Below are 20,928 nucleotides of genomic sequence, written 5' to 3'. Positions count from 1 at the left end.
TATAACAAACATAGTTTATTTTATTTTTACAAATATCACAATCGACGTAAATTTGTTCAAAATTTTAACAACATGAGAAAAACAGCGCTATTCGCAATAATTGCATTTACAGTCGTAAGCCTTTCAGCTGCGGCTCAAAAATCAAATAAAAAAGGTATGAAAAAAGTATTATTTGTTGTTACCAGCAATGATAAACTGGGCAATACAGGAGAGAAAACCGGATTCTGGTCAGAAGAATTTGCAGCACCTTATTATGAATTATTAGATCAGGGAGTTGATATTACAATTGCATCTCCGCTTGGAGGCCAGCCGCCAATTGATCCTAAAAGTGCTGATCCGGCATCTGCAACAGAAGACACAAAACGTTTTGATGCCGATACCGCTTTACAGGAAAAATTAAAAAATACTTTGAAGCTTTCTACAGTGAATCAGAAAGATTATGATGCTGTTTTTTATCCAGGAGGACACGGTCCGCTTTGGGATTTAGTTGAAGATAAAAATTCGATTGCCCTGATCGAAGCTTTTTACACCAACAAAAAACCGGTCGCTTTTGTATGTCACGCTCCTGCGGTTTTGAAAAACGTAAAAGTAAAAGGTGAATATCTGGTAAAAGGCAAAAAAGTAACCGGATTTACAAATGATGAGGAAGAAGCGGTTGGATTAACTAAAGTAGTACCTTTTTTATTAGAAGATGCCTTATCTGCAAACGGAGGAATTTTTTCTAAAGGTCCAAACTGGCAGCCTTACGCAGTAGCCGATGGTCTTTTAATTACAGGTCAAAATCCGGCATCGTCTAAACTGGTAGCAGGGAAATTGCTTCAGGAATTGAAGTAAAAAAGGTGCTGAGAAACTTAAAAGCTTACTCTTTATACACTGTCAATAAAAAAATTAAATAAATAAACATTGCTAAGGTTCTGATTTTTTTACGTTCTAATAAAAAACTTAGAACCTCAGAACCTTAGTATCTTAGAATCTTAGAATCTTAAAAAAAAATGCTAAACTTTGAATTATACAATCCGACGAATTTAATCTTCGGAAAAGGACAAATTGAAAAACTTTCGACTTTAGTTCCAAAAAATGCTAAAGTTCTTTTGGCTTACGGCGGGGGTAGTATCTTTAAAAACGGAATTTACGATCAGGTAACGGCTGGCTTAAAAGGTTTTGAAGTGGTAGAATTTGGCGGTATTGAGCCAAATCCAAGATTTGAAACTTTAATGAAAGCGGTTGATGTGATAAAAGCAGAAAAAATCGATTTTATTCTGGCTGTTGGCGGCGGATCTGTTATCGATGGTGTGAAATTCATTTCGGCAGCGGTTAATTTTGAAGGAAATCCAATTGACATTCTTCAAAAAAGAATCCTGATTAAAGAAAATGCCATGCCTTTTGGAACTATCCTGACTCTTCCGGCAACAGGAAGCGAAATGAATTCAGGTTATGTGGTTACTATCGAAGCGACTCAGGAAAAATTATCTTCGGGAGGAAGCGCTTTGTTTCCTCAATTCTCTATCTGCGACCCGACAGTGATTTCATCTTTACCAAAAAGACAAATCGAGAATGGTGTCGTAGATGCGTACACGCATGTAATGGAACAATATTTAACGTACCCGGCTGATGCTTTTCTTCAGGATAGAATTGCAGAAGGTATTTTGCAAACGTTAATTGAAGTTGGTCCCGGAATTGTTGAAAATCCAAACGATTATACTCTGGCTTCAAACTTTATGTGGAGCTGTACAATGGCATTAAACGGATTGATTCAAAAAGGTGTTCCAAGCGACTGGGCAACGCACATGATCGGCCATGAATTAACAGCGCTTTACGAAATTGACCATGCTAGAACTCTGGCGATTATCGGACCAAGTTTGTATACTGTAATGTTTGAATCTAAAAAAGCAAAACTGGCACAATACGGAAGAAGAATCTTCAATTTAACAGGTTCTGATGATGAAGCGGCAAAAGAGGCAATCAATAAAACAGTTGAATTTTTCCACACAATGGGAATGGATACTAAACTGTCGCAATACACAAATGACTACTCAAACACAGCAGATTTTATCGTAAAACGTTTTGACGAAAGAGGCTGGAAAGGTTTAGGAGAAAACCAACTGGTAACTTTAGACAAAGTGAAGTCTATTGTTGAACTTAGTTACTAATAACAGACTGAAAACTGTAATTGCGGCTGAATACTAAATAAAGCCTGCACACTAAATAGAAAAGGCGTTCTTAACAAGTTTAGGAACGCCTTTTCAAATTACTAAAACAAAACTAACTAACTCAAATCTTGATAAATTCATTAAAATTCTAATTTACAATCAGTTAAACGCAAGAGGTTTTGTTTTATTGTATAAAGTGCAAAATATTTTTAAAAATTAAATTGAAATGCAGCTGAAGCTTAATTTATTTAAAGTCATCATTCATTTTCTTTTCTAATATCTGGGTCAGAATTTCAAGTTCTGTCTTCACATTTTTTAAATCAACATTCTTTTTTTCTTCTAAAATCTTTTCTTTTAAAAACAATTTCAAATCATACGAATTGCTTTTGTTTTTAAGAATCAAAGTTCCTATTTCAGGCTTTTTTGCTTCATTTATTCTTAGTCCGGCAATTGGACTTCTTTTATTTCCTTTTCCAAATAATAACTCCACATCTTTTTCTAAGGAGATTCTTGCGGCAATCTGATTAAAATTTTCCTGAATAGTTTTATCAGGATCTAAATACGAACTAAATACAGTACTAAAAATTTCAGAATCTATTCTTAGTTCTTCATTACCAATTGATTTAAATAATTTTGCCTCAATTGTATTATCTGTTTCATAATACAAAACACTGCCAGGCTCTGAAGGAACAATTTCATTAATTTTTAATAATGAGCTTGTAAAAAGTACTTTATTACCAATACTAAGCTTACCAATTGTTTTATTGTTTTCTTTTTCTAAAACAATTTTCCCTTTTACTTTCTTATCAAACTCTTCAAATTCAATAGCATTGTTTTTTAATTCAAAATGATAACGGTTAAAATAATGCATAGCAAAAACATCAAAATCAAAGCTTTGCAGAACTCCGTTTTTCCAATTTTTGGTAATAAACTGTCGGTCTAATTTGATGTACTCAGGGCCGTCAACTATTTTCCCGTCTTTATAAGTTGATTTTATATTGTAATTTGGATACTCATACTTTTCCAGATTTTCTAAATAATTATTAGAATATTGGTATTTGATAATTCCATTTTCATAATAATCGACATGATTAAATTCGTTGAAATCTGTTGAAAAATAACCCGAATAAGGTTTATCTTTTTTATAAATCCCAGTATAAGAATCCTGTTTATCTGAAGTAATTAAAAAAGATCTATTGACAATTTTTATCCTTTTTTCGTTTTCAAAATATATTGTTTTTGCAACATTGCTTTTCTCTTTTTTATCATATTCACTTCTATAATAAATCTCTTCTGTTACAACTCCTTTTGCATAGATGGTGCTTTGTTTTTTTTCTGTCAATGTACCTTCATACGGCAAATCATTTTTGTATTCGAGTTTTCCGGTTACTTCCTTATTATCATAAAAAATAGTCTCCCCATTTTTTATGCCGTTTACAACGGTATAAGTCATAACAGGATCATCGAGATAATAATTAAAGATTTTCTGTACGCCGTTTTTCTTATATTCGGTAACATTAATTAATTCGTTCTGTTCATTTTCATTTTTGATAACAAATGTCCCGTTAAAAGGTTTATTGTCTTTATAAATTCCTTTTGCAGCAATATTTCCGAACTCATCTATTACAATAACCTCACCTTCTTTTAAACCATTTTTATAGTTTAGATTTATAATAAGATCCCTTGTAAATTTCTGATCAAAATTACCTTCAAAAGGCTGTCCGTTTTTATAAGTTCTCTTTACTTTTACAGCTCCGTCAGGATAGTATTCAATTTCATTACCTTCTGGTTTTCCATCGGAATATTGTACAATTTTTAAAACTTTTCCATTTGGATAATATTGAATTTCTTCACCGTTTTTCTGTCCGTTTCTGTAATTCGTTTTGGATTTGAGAGCAACAGCAAATTTATTCTGAGAGTAATAATCGAAAATAATTCCATTTGAAACCTCACGTCCGTATTGCGCAAAATCTTTTTCGTTAATGGTCTGTAAAATTTTTCCAGACTTATCGTAATCTATCTGTTTAAACGGTTCTGTATAATCGTTTACAATATCATACCAAATTTCCTGAGCAGGCTGTTTGGAGTTTATCCAGAATATCTTCTTTTTTACTACTTGTCTTTTTTTCGCGGTGTCATCGTAATCCCTAATAATTACGCCTTCTATCGTTTTAATTGGTTCTTTTTTTCCTATAGCATTATCGGATCGGTTTAGGCGATAATCATCCCATTTTACAACTTCATCAAAATCACCATCTACAGGTTTTCCGGCATCATATTTCCCCTTCATTAATACGGTTCCATCCTCATGGTAAATGATTGTTTCACCGTCTTTTCTTCCGTTTTTATATTGAATTGTCTTCCGCTTTTTGCCGCTTGGATAATAATAAACCAAACTGGAAACGGCTGAGAAATTATAAAATTGGTAAAAAGAAGAATCAAAACCATTTGCATCAAACCAAATAACATCGCCTACATAATCATGTTCATTATCTTCAAGAGAGTATGCCTGAAATTGAGGTGTTTTATTACTGTAGAAATCTTCAATTAAAACCAAATTACCTGATTTTTTTGAAGGGTTGATTCTGTAAAAAGAAGCGTTTTCTTTAGTTGTTGTTTTCCAGTTCGCGTCGAAATAAAGTGGTTCCATACTCTGGGAAAAAGAAAATAGTGATGTAAAAACAAAAATAAAGGTCAAAAATTTATTTATCATAATTGAAAGAAATTTCTCAAAAATACTGTTTTTTATTTAAAATGAGTTTTAAAGCTGAGTATATTCTCAAATACAGAACCTTTTTAATTTAAAAAGAAACGATCCAGAGAGGCTTTGGCAAATTTCTTAAATCAGATTTTGCTTTATTAGCACATTATTAAGTACTTTTGTTTCAAATTGGTAAAATAATGAGTGAAAAATTAAAATTTGCAGTAATTGGTGGAGGAAGCTGGGCAACGGCAATTGCAAAAATGTTATGCGTTAATCTTTCCGAAATTGCATGGTACATGCGTAATGAATCTGCAATCGAACATATACAGAAGTACAAACACAATCCAAATTATTTAAGTTCGGTTGAATTTGACACCAGTAAACTTAAGTTAACGAGCAATATCAACGAAGCAATCGAATATGCTGATTATATCATCTTCGCTATTCCGTCGGCTTTTCTTGATGCAGAATTACAAAATATGACGGTTTCTTTGTCTGACAAAATTATTTTCTCAGCCATTAAAGGAATTGTTCCGGAAACAAGCCTGATCGTGGGCGAACATTTCCATATTCAATACGATATTCCATACTACAACATTGGAGTAATTACAGGTCCGTGCCACGCCGAAGAGGTGGCTTTAGAAAGACTTTCTTACCTAACCATCGCCTGCGGTGATCCTGATAAAGCAAAAACGGTTGCCAAAACACTTTCGGGCAATTATATTAAAGCTAAAATTTCTGATGATATTATCGGTACCGAATATGCCGCAATGCTGAAAAATATCTACTCTATCGCTGCCGGAATTGCACATGGCTTAGGTTATGGCGACAATTTCCAGTCGGTTTTAATGAGTAATGCCATTCGCGAAATGAAGAAATTCATTAGAAAAGTACACCGAATGAAACGTAACATTAACGACTCGGCTTATCTGGGCGATTTATTGGTTACAGGCTATTCGGTTTTCTCACGAAACAGAATGTTCGGAAACATGATTGGTAAAGGATATACGGTAAAAAGTGCCATGATGGAAATGAGCATGGTTGCCGAAGGTTATTACGCTACAAAAAGTGCTTACAAATTAAATCAGGGTTATGGTGCCAAAACGCCAATTATCGATGCGGTTTATGCGGTTTTATACGAAGGAAAAGATGCAAAATCTGTTTTCAGGAAATTAACGGAATCTTTGGATTAGTAGTAAACTTTTTTAGATATTAAAATTTTAAAGAGTTAGGATAAATTACTTATTCTGACTCTTTTTTTTATGCGCATTTCAACTAAAAAGTAAGACTGAAAAATGAAATTACCATTGAAAAATGAAACTAAACAATCCGATTAACAAGAAATAACTTTACCCAGAATACATCAAACCTACATCGCGTCAAAAAAAAGCCAGCCAATAACTCTTACAAAATCAACCGGACTGCATTTTACTGTTTATCAACAACATAAACTTATAATTTAAAAACCAATTGACTTTGTTTTTCTCACAAAGTCATCCTTTCACAATTTCACAAGTCCTTATTTTTTCTTGCTTCCCGAAGAATTATCGATAAATTTGCATCATTATTTTTATTCGTTCTAATTAAACACAGATGCGTTTTATTATAATTCTTCTTTTATTTACTCAGGTACTTTTTTCGCAAAAAACAATTTCAGGTAAAGTTTTTTCTAAGGAAACTTCTACTGCTTTGTCCGGCGTTTTTGTTCGTGATACGAAAACAGATAACTGGACCATTTCTGATAAAGACGGTAACTTCAGCATCACTTTACCCTATTTTCAGGATATCGAACTGAATTTTTCTATTCTTGGAAAAAAAGATACTAATCAGGTTTTAAAAAACGACCAGACTTCGATTACCGTTTATTTGGAAGATAATACGCTTCATCTTAAAGAAGTAATGGTTACAGCCAATAAAGAACGTAAATATTCTGAACTGACTCTGGGAACAAATGCCATCAATAATGTTCAGGCTTTTTCTCTTGATGATGTACTGCAGCAGCTTCCGGGACAGATAACCACCGATTTTAGTCTGAATGAGTATAAAAATATTGTTTTCAGAACAGCATCGGTGTTATCAGACGCTAAGGCTTTTGGAACCTCATTTATGATCAATGATATTCCCATTTCAAACAACGAAAACATGCAGGCTTTAAATCCTAATACCCCTACCTCAGCCGGCAATGATTATAGTGTACCTCAAAGAACTTTCACAAATCCAAATGTGGGTGTCGATCTTAGGGAAATTTCAACAAATAATATCGAAGAAATAAAGGTTATTCAGGGAATTCCTTCTGCAAAGTATGGAGATTTGACTTCGGGACTTGTTTTAATAACAACCAAAGTTGGAAACAGTCCTTACAGGGTTTCTGCTTCGATAAGAGATGCTACAACTGAATTGAATTTGACCAAAGGGCTTAAACTTAATTCTAACAATTCAATGAATTTTGGAATCAACTTTCTGGATTCTAAAGCCGATCCAAGAAATAATCTCTTAAACTATCAGCGTCTCAGCGGAAATCTGGCATGGAAAACCACAGATAAATTTTCTAAAGTAAAAAACACTCTAAATGTATCTTTCAGATCAAATCTTGATGATGCAAAACATGATCCTGATGATATTACAGCGGCGGTCGTTAAAAATGAAAAACAAGGGTTTTCTATTTCCAACAATTTGATGTGGAAACCTTCTAATCTATGGCTTGACGGTATAAACATAAACAGCGGTTTCTCTTACGACAGGCAGTTTTCCAGAAAAGAAAGATGGATAAACCGCTCTTTAACTGCCGCAACAGACAGTAAAGAAGAAGGAATTCATGATGCTTATATTCTTCCCTCACAATATACCAGCGTAAGTACGGTTGAAGGTATTCCGATTTCTACATTTGTAAATCTTGATCTCACCAAAACGATAACCAATAAAGCCGGCTGGGTTCACAGTCTGGTATTTGGAGTCTCCGGAAGATCCAGCTCTAACAAAGGAGAAGGGAGAAAAAGCAGTGCTACGGGTTTACTAAATTTTTATGTTCTGGATAATGGAGGTGACAGTAAACTGGGTTACAGAGATTACGATTTTAAAAGAGCCAGGACAGAAAACCAATTTTCTGCTTATCTGGAAGACAGGGTATATAAGAAATTTGCAGCTAACAAGATCCTGAATATTGATTACGGAATGCGCCTTGAAAATCAATCAGGCAATATGTTAATTCAGCCGCGTATCAATTCCTCTTATTCTATGAATAAAACTTTTAGAGTCCGCGGCGGATTTGGATTATCGTCCAAAGCTCCTTCGCTTAATCAATTATATACCGGAGAACGCTATTTAGATAGATTATTGGGCAACGGAATTTATTCGTATCCTGAGGTTTATCAAAAAGCATGGATTATGACCGTGGTAACTCCCGGCGACAACCTGAATTTAAAACCTTCTAAATCGTACAGAACAGAAGGCGGAATCGATATAAACCTTCCTTTTGCGAATATAAACCTAACCGGATATTATAATAGATTGTTTGATGGTTTTACCGGCCAGCAGATTCCGGTTTCGAAAGACATTCCAAAATTAAACGTAATTACTAACGGAAAGGAAATCCCGACTTATGAGGTTATTGGAACAGAGAAATTATATTATCTCACAAACAGCATTGAAAACAATACAAACTCTACAGATACAGGTATTGAAACGATAATTAATTTTCGCAAAATCAAAGCACTTAATCTCGATGTAAGCATGAATGCATCTTATGTCAGGTCTAAAGACAACAGTAAAACGATAACGTATGAGTCTTCTTCGAGTTTAACATCGGCTGAAAGATACGGTGTTTATCCTTCCATTCCGATGGCAAACGACCGGTTTACTGCAAGTTTTAACTTTAGTTATCATATTCCAAAAGCAGGTTTGTTATTGTCATTGAGAAGTGAGCATATTATACTGCAGGATTCAAATTCTCCTCACAGTTATTTTCCAAATGGGTATTTGGACAATCAATTGGTTTACCATGAAATTCCGGAAGAAGAGCGTACAGACATACAAAAATACGGTCACATTATTCGAGATCGAAGCGCTTCGCAATCTGAGCTTGAGCGTGTGCTTCATAATTTCCATCTGCGTGTTTCTAAAGATTTTAAAAACGGATTTAGTGTTTCCTTCTATTCTTCCAATTTCTTAAATCTAAAACCGTATTACTATAAATACGGCGAAAGGTATCAGTCAGACATCGCAAATTTTTCTTTTGGAACCCGGCTTAATTATCAATTTTAAATCTATATATAATGAAAAAAACTCTCTCTATTTTTATAATACTCTTTGGATTACTCATCCAGTCGTGCAGCAATGATGATAACGAAAACGAAGCTTTACAGCCTGTAGACTTCAGCGTTTCGCTTAAATATGATGCTGCTTTTAACAGCCTGGGTGCTAAAAAGGCAAGTGTAACGATTGTGAATACCGAGACTGCAAATAAATATACTGTAGAATCTGACGAAAGCGGTATTGCGGTTTTCAAACAAATTTTACCCGGAAATTATTCTATTACGGCAACTAAAGTAATGCAGTCTGCTGAGTTTACAGAGACTTTTGGTTACACGCCCACTGAAGCTGAAATTAATTTTAATGGTGCCGAAAGCAATGTTGTTGTAAATGCGGCAACTGCTGTAAAAAACATCGAAATGAAAACTTCTAAAGTAGGTGATTTTGTAATTAAACAAATTTACTATGGCGGATCTGACACTAAAAAAGGAGCCATATTTAGAGATCAGTTTATCGAAATTTATAATAACTCTAACACCGTTCAGTATGCAGATGGCCTATACATGGCACAGCTGACCGGGTCTACTTCAACCAATGTTTTAGCTTACTCTTTGCCAAACGGGCAGTTTGACTGGAGCAAATCTGAAGGAATGACGATAGGAAACGATGCAAATACTAATTTTGTGTACGGAATAAACATTATTAAAATTCCTGGAACAGGCACACAATATCCTGTACAACCGGGTACAAGTATTGTTATTGCACAAAATGCACTTAATCATAAAGCCAATTATTTTGACAATAACGGTAAAGCGGTTACTATTTTAAGTCCGGAATTGACTGTAGATTTAAGTACAGCCGACTTCGAATCGTTTTTAGGAACTTACTCAGGCGATCTTTATCAATATGACATTCAAAATCCTGCTGTTCCGGATGTAGATATTGCATATTGGGGAAACAGCAACAATGACATGATTTTAGATGCAAACGGAAGACAGGCTTATGTTATTTTTAAAATGGAAGCAGGAGAATTTGAAGCACTGAAAAAATACAAAAACCCAAAAGGAGACAAAAATGTATTCCTTCAAATTCCTAACTCGGTTCTTATTGATGGTGTTGATACAACAAAAGATTTAGGTTCAAATTTAATTCCTAAAAAACTGCCATCTGAAATTGACGGAGGAAACACCTACTTACCATCCGGAGCTTATTCTTCAAAATCGGTAATGAGAAAAACCAAAACCACAATTGCAGGAAGAATTATTCTTCAGGACACAAACAATTCTACTAATGACTTTGTAGAAGTAACAGCAAATCCAAGAGGATTCAACTAAAATTTTCTTTAATGAAAATCAATAAAATTATAATAAATAACATTAAAAGTAATGTCTGGAAAAACCGGGCATTACTTCTTTTGTTGTTTTCTTTCGCTTTTAGTGTGAATGCACAAGACACCATAAAGGTGCAAAATCATCTTATTGATAATCAGATTAAAAATCAAATTTTCAACTATCCGATTGCCTACACAAGCCCGAACATTAAAGATTTTACCTTTACTGAAGTTTCGTATGAAAATCAGCAGAATAAATTTGCCCGAAAACAGATTGCTGAAGAAATCAACACGTATCAATTTTTAGCGCAAGGCTATTTTACAACAAAATCCAAATGGAAGTTATTTGGTGATCTGGCAATTAAAAAAATGCTTGAAAAAAATCTCGGATGGGTGCTCTCCGATGATCGTGCGGAAGAACAGGAAGTTATTACGCCGCATTATTTTTTTGTTCCCAGAAAAGCCAACTGGGATAATCAGGTTTACAATTTAAGCGGTGGTTTCTCTAAAGACATTACCAATCATGTATCTATTGCTGTAAAAGCCAATTACGGTGCCGAAAAATACAGCAGGGTTTTAGATCCAAGAGCGCAGATCACGAACCGAAAATTGGGAGGAGAAGCGCAGATTGGCTATCAAATATCAGAAAATCACAAAGCATTTATTTTGGGCGCTTATGCCGAAAACAAAAAGGATTTTAACTTCAGTTATAGCAACAACAATTTAAACGCTGAAGCCTATCCCGACACTTATCTTCGTTTTAATGCGGGTTACGGAAGAATTCTGAATTATTTTAAATCGATTGAACAAGGCAGAAGTTATTTGTACAAAGATCTTATTGACAAAATAGGTTTAGGGTATACTTTTTCAAATAAAAAAACAATTTTAACCGCTTTGTATTACAAGCAAAACTCCAATAACATATTTTATCCGAGCTTATATGAATTAAAAGAAACTGAAAGATTAAAACTTAAAACAGCTTCAAATCATGCTGAGATATTTGGTATGTACAAATGGAATAAAAAAGAAATTCAGTCGACTTTACAATTCGATCAAAGCGATGCAAAAAATTTTGACAAACAAAGTAACGGTTACAACTATACCAATTCTTTACATAAAATAAACTGGACAACCTCAATTTCTAAAAAAACAGATTCTAAAATCGATTATTTATTTGGTTTGAATTTGCTTTACCAGCAAAATGAATACAATGATGTTCTGGCCACAACACATATCGAACTAAATTCATTAAATACGGGAATTTATGCAAGTAAAGATTTTGCTTTTAATAAAAGTAAATTAAATACAACTGTAAATTTCAATATGTATTTTCCACTTCCGTCAAAACTCGAATATTATGATACTTCGGGTGGAACAAATATTAGATTTTTTGATGAAGTCATTTTACATGATTACACCGTAAGTACAACTAATTATTTTGCTCCGGCATTGCGTTTACAATACAGTTATCCAACAAAAAACAACAAAACAGTAGTTTTCTTTACCAATCTAAAAGAGAAAATTGCACTTAAAAAACAAACTGACTATCCGGTTAGTATTACTACCAATACCACCTATTGGGTTCAAATGGGTGTACAATTAAATTATTAAAAAATGAAAACGAAGTTAATTGCCTTTGGGGCAATGGTATTTTCACTACTTATACTTTCTTATAACAAGGTTGAACCAAACCTTTCAATTTCTGAATTAAAAAGACTTTACAGTGGCGGCGATTACACCAAATGGCCAAAACCGGAAGTAGATTCACTTGTATACGCACAAGGTTTTGAAGACATTGGAATTCTGGGCAAACCTGAATTTCCGGAAAACAATCCGTATACCGAAGAAAAAGCAGAATTAGGCAAAGTACTCTTCTTTGATCCGAGATTGTCAAAATCCGGACAAATTTCGTGTGCCAACTGCCATGATCCCGAATTGAACTGGGGCGATGCCAGAAGAGTTTCATATGGAGAAAGCAGACAACAGGGAAATCGAAATTCGCCAAGTTTGATGAATATCGCGTATTCTAAAGTTTTCTTTTGGGACGGAAGAGCCGCAACTCTGGAAGATCAGGCGAGTTTTCCTATTCAGGATGCTAAAGAAATGAACTTTCATATTGACTTGGCAACAAAACGTTTAAACAAAATAAAAGGCTACAAACCGTATTTCAAAAAAGCTTTCGGTAAAGAGAAACTCACTCAGGAAGAAATCCTAAAAGCAATTGCTACTTTTGAAAGAACTTTAATTAGTCCGAAAAGTAAATTCGATAAATTCATCGAAGGAGATTCTACACAATTAACCAACAAACAAGTTGAAGGTCTGCATTTGTTTCGCACCAAAGCACGCTGCATTAATTGTCATAATGGTGCGAATTTTTCAGATAATAAATTCCACAACATCGGATTAACCTATTACGGAAGACAATACGAAGATTTAGGAAGATACAATGTAACCGGAAAAGCAGAAAATGTTGGCGAGTTTAAAACACAGTCATTACGAGGCGCTGCTCAAAATGCGCCCTATATGCACAACGGTTTATTCCCCAATTTACGCGGGGTTTTAAACATCTATAATGCAGGAATGGCAAGGCCAAAAAGAAAAGAAAATCAGCTAAACGATACTTTGTTTCCAACAACATCAAAACTGATAAAAAAATTAGATTTAAGCCAATCAGAACTAATCGCTTTAGAAGATTTTATTATGAGTTTGTCAACGGCAGGGTATAAAATGAGACCGCCTGTTTTACCGCAGTAGTTTTAAGAAGAGGAAAGAAGAAAGAAGAAAGAGGAAAGAGGAATTTCAGTTTGGCTCTTTTTTTATTTCAGTACAACAGAAAAAGTCTTTTCTCTTGCTTTTTGCTTCTATTTTTCTCAAAAGCGCCCAGTCTTTCCTCTTGCTTCCTCTACACGCCACTAAGTATTCTTTTTCTCCAACTCCAAAAGCCATTTCTTCCGCCATAATCCGCCTCCATATCCTGTGAGTTCTCCATTTGAACCTACCACACGATGACACGGAATAAGTATCGAAATTCTGTTTGCTCCATTTGCATTGGCTACAGCCCTAATGGCTTCTGGTTTATTAATTGCAAGAGATTGTTCTTTATAAGATCGTACAGCCCCATAAGGTATATTTCGTAAGGCAGTCCAGACTTTATTCTGAAAATCAGATCCGGGAGAAAAAAGCGGTACTGTAAAATCTTTTCTTTTGCCTTCAAAATATTCTTTTAACTGTTGCTCCAAAATTTCAAAATGCGGATTATCTCCCTGAATAATTGTGGCATTCAACGTTTTTGCTAATGTCTTAAATTCCGTTTCCAGCATTTTCCTGTCGGTAAATTCAAGCAGACAAATTCCTTCTTTTACAGCGCAGACATACATTGTGCCTAATGGCGTTTCGATTCTTTTAAGATCAATTATACTTTGTGCTTTGCTGTTTTTAGGAGAAACGCCGAATATCGATTTAAAAGAATCATTAAAACCACTCAAAGATTCATAACCCGTATCAAAAGCTGTTGAAGTAATACTTTCTCCTTCTTTTATCTTTTTAAAAGCACTGTTAATACGAAACATTCTTTGATACGCCTGAAAAGTAATTTTATGGTTCTTTAAAAACCAGCGTCTCATTTTACTAGGTTCAATTCCGCGTTGGATTAAATCAGAATCTTTAAATTTCAGGGATGGATTTTCTGAAAGTTCTTTTAAAATCTCCTTTATAAAATCGGGTGTTTCGTTATACTTTTCTAATGGAAAGCAGACTTTACAAGGTCGGTATCCTTTTAAAACAGCTTCTTTTGAGCTGGTAAAAAATTCTACATTTTCTCTTTTAGGTTTTCTCGCAGTACAAGTCGGCCGGCAGAAAATCCCGGTTGTTTTAACCGCAGTAAAAAATACTCCTTCAAAAGAAGTATCCTTGTTTACTGCTGCCTGATACATTATATCGTCTGTAAGTTCCATAACCAATTATTCAAAAACAGGAGAAAAACTTTTACTCTCTAGTATTTGTAAAGTAACTTTTTCCAATTGTTTGTTTAAAAAAGCATTTACAAAATTTCCCATACTAACGCGCTTTACTCCTAAGGCATTCAATCTTTCAAAATTAGGAAGATTAGGCATGCACATTACATTAAGAGGAAGTTTTATCGCTGCAGTAATTTCCTTTATATCTTCTTCATTTGTAATACAGGGAAGAAAAATACCATCGACACCAGTCGTTTCATATTGTTTTAATCTTCGTTTAGATTCTTCAATTTTATTAGGCAGATCCAAAAGAAACACATCAGAACGTACGTTTATAAACATATCGATGTTGTTCTTTGCTAAACTTTCTGTAATCGCTTTTAGTTTCGATGTAAAACTTTCTGCATCTGTTATTTCTCTTTTAGAATTAACAACAATCGAATCTTCAATATTAATTCCAACTATCCCAATTTCATGCAATCTTGAAATATTAGCTGTTATTTCTTCAACAGTATTTCCATAACCGGCTTCCAAATCTACACTTAACGGAATTTTTACGGCTGATTTAATTCTTTGAATCATAAAAAAATAATCTTCAAACGGCATGTTTTCTCCATCTTCATATCCTAAATCAGAAGCAATTGCAGCACTTGAAGTTCCAAGAGCTTTAAATCCTAATTTTTCGTATTGCAGGGCACTCTGAACATTCCATACATTTCCAAGTAACAACGGCGTTTCGTTGTGGTGCCCTTTTTTAAATTCTTCAAATTTTGTTGTCATACTTTATCACGTTTCGTTTTGACAAAGGTACTTTTGAGACGAAACCTTCTGCAACCGAAAAATTGACAACTATTTTTTTGAAATAAAAAATCACGATCGTAAACAGATCGTGATTTATAATATATTCTTTTAAATTTCTTATTTCACCATAATTCCCTCAACAAATAAAATAGGCACTTCTTCCGTATCATTTTCATTGATTGAATTGGCTTTGAAGATGAATTTCTTATCATACAAAGTATTCCCGATAAAGAAAGTTACCATAAACTCGTTATTAAGGGCTAAAAGACTTTTTTCTACCAATTCTATTTTTACAACAGAAACAGAAGGCACCTCAACAAAAGCATGACGCAGAATTGATGTTTTTTTCATTTCGCCATCAATAGTTCCAAATGCTTTTGAAACCACCATTACGCTGTCTAAGTTAAAATCGCTGTCGTTTACTAAATACGCGTACCACACTTTTTCCATAAAATCGTCGCTCCATTCCTGCACTGCAGCAAGAAACACGTTTTCAACCTCTGGAATTATTATATCTTTTTTCATATGAATCGAAAGTTTGAAAGTCATAAAGTCGAAAGTCAAAACCCCCTCTGAGACTTTCAACTTTCGACTTTACGACTTTATGACTTAAATTATATATTTGCTTTAAACTGCTCTAGGAAACGAACATCATTTTCGTAGAACATACGGATATCACCAATTTGATATAAAAGCATTGCAATACGCTCTACTCCCATTCCAAAAGCAAATCCGTTGTATTCATCCGGGTTGATATCGCAGTTTTTCAAAACGTTTGGATCTACCATTCCGCAGCCACCAATTTCCAGCCAGCCGGTTCCTTTTGTAATTCTATAATCCGTTTCGGTTTTTAATCCCCAATAGATATCAATCTCAGCACTTGGCTCTGTAAATGGGAAATACGACGGACGAAGACGAATCTTAGATTTCCCAAACATTTCTTTTGTGAAATAAAGCAATGTTTGTTTCAAATCGGCAAAAGAAACGTCCTTGTCAATGTACAATCCTTCAACCTGATGGAAAATACAGTGCGAACGTGACGAAATTGCTTCATTACGGAAAACACGTCCCGGAGAAATCGTACGAATTGGCGGTTTGTGATTTTCCATATAACGCACCTGAACAGATGATGTATGCGTACGCAATAACACATCTGGGTTTGTCTGAATGAAAAATGTATCCTGCATATCACGTGCCGGATGGTATTCCGGTAAGTTCAATGCGGTAAAGTTATGCCAGTCGTCTTCGATTTCCGGACCTTCGGAAACATTGAATCCGATATTAGCAAAAATATCGATGATCTGATTTTTAACAATCGAAATTGGATGACGAGAACCAATAAGAACCGGTTCTGCAGCACGAGTTAAATCGCCAAAAACGCCTTTTGTTTCTTCTTTGCTTTCTAAAGTTTCTACAATTGACTTCACTTTTTCTTCGGCCGCATTTTTCAATGCGTTTGTAAACTGGCCAAATTCCTTTTTCTGATCGTTTGGAACGTTTTTAAACTCAGCAAAAAAGTCATTTAAAATACCCTTTTTTCCTAAGAATTTTATACGGAATGCTTCTAGTTCTTCTTTGTTTTCTGTTGAAAAAGATTGGGCTTCCCCAATATATTCTTTTATCTTATCTATCATTTTCATTCAGTTCTTGAGAATACAAATTTAAGTATTTTGTTCAAAGTTTAATGTTTAAAGTTCAAAGTTTCCTTCACAACTAAAAAACAGAATCTTTAAATTACCATACAACTCGTTAAATCTGTAAAATTTATCTGTTTCTAAGTCTTTTTAAAACTAATTTATCAGACTTAGCTTTTCTTCTATTTTCTTAACCTTTTCATGCCAATAATCTAAACCTTCCTGATTTAGAACTATTTCTTTTTTATAATTAGAAGAAATCCGTCCTAATTCATACCAGTTTTTATTGGCATCGCGCTCTATTTCTTTTTTAGTTGAAGGTTCAACCCTATTACGCCAAAATTCCATATTTTTAAGATAGGTACTTTTTATCTCTTCAAAATATTGAATTATTGCTTCTTTAGAATTTGGAATATAGCCCGGCCCGCTGCAGCCGCAGGAATGAAACGTAATGCCAACAGAATATAAGCTTTTCAGATGTTCCCATTTCTTCAAATCGTCTTTCTTAGGCGATTCAAAATCGAGTCCCATATTCGCCATTAATTCACAGCATTCCGGACATTTCGCTTCAAAAACCGATTTTTCTCCTTTTTTTATATCGCCCATCAATCTTCTTTTAAATGTTTTTCGACACTTAAAACAAGCATAGTGAGGTTTATAGGATGTCATTGCGTATCTACACATCTTTTTTAAGTTTTCAATCACGGTTTTTAGTCTCTGTACAGCAAACCGAGACTGCGACTTACCACAAAAACTATTCAATAAGTTTTCTTTCTAAAAAATAATTCACAATGGCTTCTTTCATTAAAACCGATTGTTCTCCTGCTTTTAACGATGGCAGCTGTTCTTTTATTTTATAATGCGGCCATCCGTCTTCATCAAAATATTCAAATTCGTAAAATCCGTACGGTTCCAGCAGTCGGCAGATTGCAATGTGCATCAGGTTCAGTTTTTCATCTTTTTTGAATTGACGGTGCACTTTACCGAATTCCTGAACACCAATCAGGTAAATTATGGCATCCAAATCTAAGTCTTCGCCCTGCGAAAATTGATTTGAAAGTATATCGACGAGCTTTTCCCAACGCTCTTTTAATTGTGTATCTCTGGACATTTTTATTTGTAATTTTAGATTTTAGATTTTTAGAATGCAGATTAAAATCTATTTCGATGCCTCGAAACCGCAGTCTAAAGTCTAAAATATGAATTGGCAAAGATACATACTCTTTACATAAAATATATAACAGAAGATTTGTAGTTGTTTTTAACCCCAAAAACCTTTGTTACTTTGTCTCTCTGAGTCTTTGTCCCTCAAAAAAAAATCTATCTTTGCGCCTCATTAAACACAAACAGAAAACATGAGTTTTTTTGATATTATCGTTGGCGCACTTTTGTGTTACAGTTTATACAAAGGCATTAAAAACGGACTTTTTGTAGAAATTGCTTCTTTTATTTCTTTGCTTTTAGGAATTTACCTGGCTATTAAGTTTTCGTCCTTAATGACAGAGATGATTTCAAAACATGTTTCCTGGAATCCGACTAATATTCAGATTACGGCTTTTATCTTAACCTTTATTCTGGTTGTAATCGGGGTTTATTTACTGGCAAAAATGCTGACCGGAATTGCCGATTTTGCACAGCTTGGATGGCTTAATAAACTGGGAGGCGGTTTTTTCAGAATCTTAAAAACGATCCTGATCCTGAGTATTTTTATTGCTTTGTTCGAAAAAATAAATTTCAACAATACTTTTGCCAAAAAAGAAACTCTGGATAATTTCATTTTTTATAATCCGATAAAAAAAGTCGCTGCTTTTGTGTATCCCTCAATCGAAAAATGGTACGAGACTTTTAAAGAAAAACATTCCGAAAAACCAAAAGAAGCTTCTGAAACCGAAAAAGAATAAACTATTCCGGATCACCAATTGGCTTTGGGAATAAATTTTTAAGGATAATCAGCATCATGCCAATCACATTTACACATGAGGTAGTAAGCAGAGTGATTAATACGTTTTCTGAAAGATTCAATTTCAATAAATTATCATTAAAATACAAAATTGAAATTACAGAACCCAGCCACATAAAAATGATAAACGAGAAAATGTAGGTTAAATGTCTTCTCAGCTTTGTATCTTCTAAAAACCTTCCTACTTTGGCACTGCCTAAACGATCTTCCAGAATCTGGTTCTGTGTTCTGGCATAGGTTAAATCTTCTGATGTTAAGGAGGAGTAGCTGTCAATTGAAATACGATTTAGATCCAGGGCCATCTTTACAGTATTGGTTTTAGTTTCGTTTTATAGTGATCAAAAATATCATCGTCTGAGATAACTGCATTCATGTCCTTTCGGTACACCTTTGTCCACGGACTGTCCTCAGTATGTGTTAAAGCGCTCAGATAAATTCCGTCAAATCTTCCGTAGAGTTCCCATATCTTATCCAGGAATTTTTCATCTTCACTCGAAATCTTGTCATTATTCACAGAGTTTGGAATCTTCTCTGTAATAATATTTTTCTTGTATTGCTTAATACTGTAATATAAAGAAGGAAAAACAGGTCCAAAATCCCAGGCAATTGGTTTTTCATCAATTAATCTGTCTTTTTTATCTGTTAAGGCCAGATACCAGCCATAGGCAATATAAGTCAGTTTAATTATTTTCATAGGTGTAAGGTTTCCGGTTTTGGAATATTTACCTATAAAATAATTGGCTACTGTTGTTGGATTATAAGCCATTTTCTTAGAATTATTGTTTTTTCAAAGTTACTTAAAATAAGTTCCCTGCAAAATTTCAGAAAAGTTATTACAATATAAATGAATGATTTTACTTTAAAAACTTCACTTTTTGGCAATAAACCAATTATAAAAATCTAAGCAAAATAAAGTATCTTGCCTCGTATTTTCAAAAACCTGTTTAACCCAAAACCTAAACCGGCCATGTTGTATTTAGCGGGCATTATCATTACTTTTTTTCTGGTTGTGATTCTTACAAGTAAAAAGAATAAAAGTGAAGCCGATAAAATTCTGGCGCTTTGGCTGTTTTTTACCGGATTTCATTTGTTTTTATATTACCTGCATTATAAAAAAGATTTTGCTTCATTTCCGTTTCTACTGGGTTTCGAACTACCGATGCCGTTGCTTCAGGGACCGTTTTTATATTTGTACACTTCGGCTCTGACGAATCAAAATCAGAACAAAAAATATAATGTACTCCACTTTCTGCCTTTTCTAATCGCAGTTCTGGTTTTAATGCCTTTTTTTATGCTGCCTTTTTCCGAAAAATTACAAGTTTTTCAAAATGAAGGAAAAGGATATGAAAATCTGATTATGATCTTATACGGCTTTGTTTTACTTTCCGGAATTGTCTATGCGCTGCTTTCGCTTCAAAAACTTTCAAAACACCGTAAAAACATATCCGATCAATTTTCTTCAAGTGAAAAAATCAATCTTCGCTGGCTGCAGTATTTGATTTTAGGTTCTGCTATTATCTGGCTGGTTGTGATTTTTTATGAAGACGAATACATTTTTTCGGTTGTTGTATTTTATCTGATGTTTATTGGGTATTTCGGGATCAAGCAGGTTGGAATTTTTACCAATCAAAATACTGCTGAAAGTGTTCTTTCATCTGAAAATCCGGAACCCGAAAGAACCTCTGAAAAAATAAAATACGAGAAATCAGCCCTGACCGCCGATGAACTTTTGTTCCTTCATCAAAAATTGAATCAGATTATGATGGATGAAAAGCTGTACAAAAATCCGGACTTGACCTTAGCCGATTTATCTCAAAAATTAAACGTGCATCCTAATGTGCTTTCGCAGGTAATTAATTCGGCAGAAAATAAAAACTTTTACGATTACATCAATTCACAGCGAGTAGAGGAATTTAAAAAAATGATTCTTCTGCCCGACAACCAAAAATTTACTTTGCTCTCTGTTGCTTTTGAATGCGGCTTTAATTCGAAAACGGCTTTTAACCGAAATTTTAAAAAAGTAACAGGTCTTTCTCCTTCTGAGTATTTGAAGTAATTTTTTTAATCTCGCAATTTTCAACAAGAAAAAAACTTAGCACCTGAGTCCCTTAGTAACTTAGCATCTCTAAAAAAAAGAACCACCTT

18 protein-coding genes are annotated in these 20,928 nt (G+C 34.1%); 9 read left to right on the top strand and 9 right to left on the bottom strand.

Annotated elements, in window-relative coordinates:
* Positions 1-72 precede the first annotated feature (72 nt).
* Both OZP11_RS15815 and OZP11_RS15810 read left to right on the top strand, forming a co-directional pair.
* Complete coding sequence (locus OZP11_RS15815; protein ID WP_281231523.1) at positions 73-834, top strand: type 1 glutamine amidotransferase domain-containing protein; 762 nt, start codon at positions 73-75, stop codon at positions 832-834.
* 158 nt (positions 835-992) lie between these two features.
* The gene (locus tag OZP11_RS15810) at positions 993-2,150 is read left to right on the top strand and encodes an iron-containing alcohol dehydrogenase (RefSeq protein WP_281231522.1); all 1,158 of its coding nucleotides are present in this window, start codon (positions 993-995) and stop codon (positions 2,148-2,150) included.
* Between the two features lie 244 nt (positions 2,151-2,394).
* Here OZP11_RS15810 and OZP11_RS15805 read toward each other — a convergent pair whose 3' ends face one another.
* A complete protein-coding gene (locus OZP11_RS15805; protein ID WP_281231521.1) occupies positions 2,395-4,800 on the bottom strand; it encodes a toxin-antitoxin system YwqK family antitoxin in 2,406 nt (801 codons plus the stop codon).
* A 251-nt stretch (positions 4,801-5,051) separates the two neighbouring features.
* Between OZP11_RS15805 and OZP11_RS15800 the strand changes: the two genes are divergently transcribed.
* The 5 genes from OZP11_RS15800 (at position 5,052) to OZP11_RS15780 (ending at position 13,186) form a co-directional block, all read left to right on the top strand.
* A complete protein-coding gene (locus tag OZP11_RS15800; RefSeq protein ID WP_281231520.1) occupies positions 5,052-6,047 on the top strand; it encodes an NAD(P)H-dependent glycerol-3-phosphate dehydrogenase in 996 nt (331 codons plus the stop codon).
* A 400-nt stretch (positions 6,048-6,447) separates the two neighbouring features.
* Positions 6,448-9,114 carry a TonB-dependent receptor gene (locus OZP11_RS15795; RefSeq protein WP_281231519.1) on the top strand — a complete coding sequence of 889 codons (2,667 nt, stop codon included), beginning with the start codon at positions 6,448-6,450 and terminating at the stop codon, positions 9,112-9,114.
* Positions 9,115-9,125: 11 nt separating this feature from the next.
* Positions 9,126-10,436: a DUF4876 domain-containing protein gene (locus tag OZP11_RS15790; protein ID WP_281231518.1), complete on the top strand. Its 1,311-nt coding sequence runs from the start codon at positions 9,126-9,128 to the stop codon at positions 10,434-10,436.
* An 11-nt stretch (positions 10,437-10,447) separates the two neighbouring features.
* On the top strand, positions 10,448-12,043 hold the full coding sequence (locus tag OZP11_RS15785; RefSeq protein ID WP_281231517.1) for a DUF6850 family outer membrane beta-barrel protein: 1,596 nt from the start codon (positions 10,448-10,450) through the stop codon (positions 12,041-12,043).
* Between the two features lie 3 nt (positions 12,044-12,046).
* Positions 12,047-13,186 (top strand): cytochrome-c peroxidase, encoded by a 1,140-nt coding sequence (locus OZP11_RS15780; RefSeq protein WP_281231516.1) that lies wholly within the window; start codon positions 12,047-12,049, stop codon positions 13,184-13,186.
* 158 nt (positions 13,187-13,344) lie between these two features.
* Here the strand turns inward: OZP11_RS15780 and OZP11_RS24885 are convergent, their stop codons facing one another.
* From OZP11_RS24885 to OZP11_RS15745, 6 genes are all read right to left on the bottom strand, one after another.
* Positions 13,345-14,385 carry a bifunctional transcriptional activator/DNA repair enzyme AdaA gene (locus OZP11_RS24885; protein WP_349293765.1) on the bottom strand — a complete coding sequence of 347 codons (1,041 nt, stop codon included), beginning with the start codon at positions 14,383-14,385 and terminating at the stop codon, positions 13,345-13,347.
* 6 nt (positions 14,386-14,391) lie between these two features.
* The gene (locus tag OZP11_RS15765; protein ID WP_281231515.1) at positions 14,392-15,168 is read right to left on the bottom strand and encodes an isocitrate lyase/PEP mutase family protein; all 777 of its coding nucleotides are present in this window, start codon (positions 15,166-15,168) and stop codon (positions 14,392-14,394) included.
* Between the two features lie 138 nt (positions 15,169-15,306).
* Positions 15,307-15,714 (bottom strand): hypothetical protein, encoded by a 408-nt coding sequence (locus tag OZP11_RS15760; RefSeq protein WP_281231514.1) that lies wholly within the window; start codon positions 15,712-15,714, stop codon positions 15,307-15,309.
* A gap of 89 nt (positions 15,715-15,803) precedes the next feature.
* Entirely contained in the window at positions 15,804-16,823 is a 1,020-nt protein-coding gene (gene pheS, locus OZP11_RS15755) for a phenylalanine--tRNA ligase subunit alpha (protein WP_281231513.1), read from the bottom strand.
* 156 nt (positions 16,824-16,979) lie between these two features.
* Positions 16,980-17,429, bottom strand: a complete 450-nt coding sequence (locus OZP11_RS15750) for a hypothetical protein (RefSeq protein WP_281231512.1) — start codon at positions 17,427-17,429, stop codon at positions 16,980-16,982.
* 148 nt (positions 17,430-17,577) lie between these two features.
* A complete protein-coding gene (locus OZP11_RS15745; protein WP_281231511.1) occupies positions 17,578-17,934 on the bottom strand; it encodes a hypothetical protein in 357 nt (118 codons plus the stop codon).
* Positions 17,935-18,178: 244 nt separating this feature from the next.
* Here OZP11_RS15745 and OZP11_RS15740 point away from each other — a divergent pair, with 244 nt between their 5' ends.
* Positions 18,179-18,724 (top strand): CvpA family protein, encoded by a 546-nt coding sequence (locus OZP11_RS15740; protein ID WP_281231510.1) that lies wholly within the window; start codon positions 18,179-18,181, stop codon positions 18,722-18,724.
* 1 nt (position 18,725) lies between these two features.
* Here OZP11_RS15740 and OZP11_RS15735 read toward each other — a convergent pair whose 3' ends face one another.
* On the bottom strand, positions 18,726-19,085 hold the full coding sequence (locus tag OZP11_RS15735) for a hypothetical protein (protein ID WP_281231509.1): 360 nt from the start codon (positions 19,083-19,085) through the stop codon (positions 18,726-18,728).
* 2 nt (positions 19,086-19,087) lie between these two features.
* On the bottom strand, positions 19,088-19,549 hold the full coding sequence (locus OZP11_RS15730) for a Panacea domain-containing protein (protein ID WP_281231508.1): 462 nt from the start codon (positions 19,547-19,549) through the stop codon (positions 19,088-19,090).
* Between the two features lie 201 nt (positions 19,550-19,750).
* Here OZP11_RS15730 and OZP11_RS15725 point away from each other — a divergent pair, with 201 nt between their 5' ends.
* Positions 19,751-20,839 (top strand): helix-turn-helix domain-containing protein, encoded by a 1,089-nt coding sequence (locus OZP11_RS15725; RefSeq protein WP_281231507.1) that lies wholly within the window; start codon positions 19,751-19,753, stop codon positions 20,837-20,839.
* Positions 20,840-20,928 lie beyond the last annotated feature (89 nt).

The sequence above is a fragment of the Flavobacterium gelatinilyticum genome (assembly GCF_027111295.1).
Taxonomy (GTDB): domain Bacteria; phylum Bacteroidota; class Bacteroidia; order Flavobacteriales; family Flavobacteriaceae; genus Flavobacterium; species Flavobacterium gelatinilyticum.
This window is presented reverse-complemented; position numbering and strand designations above follow the sequence as displayed.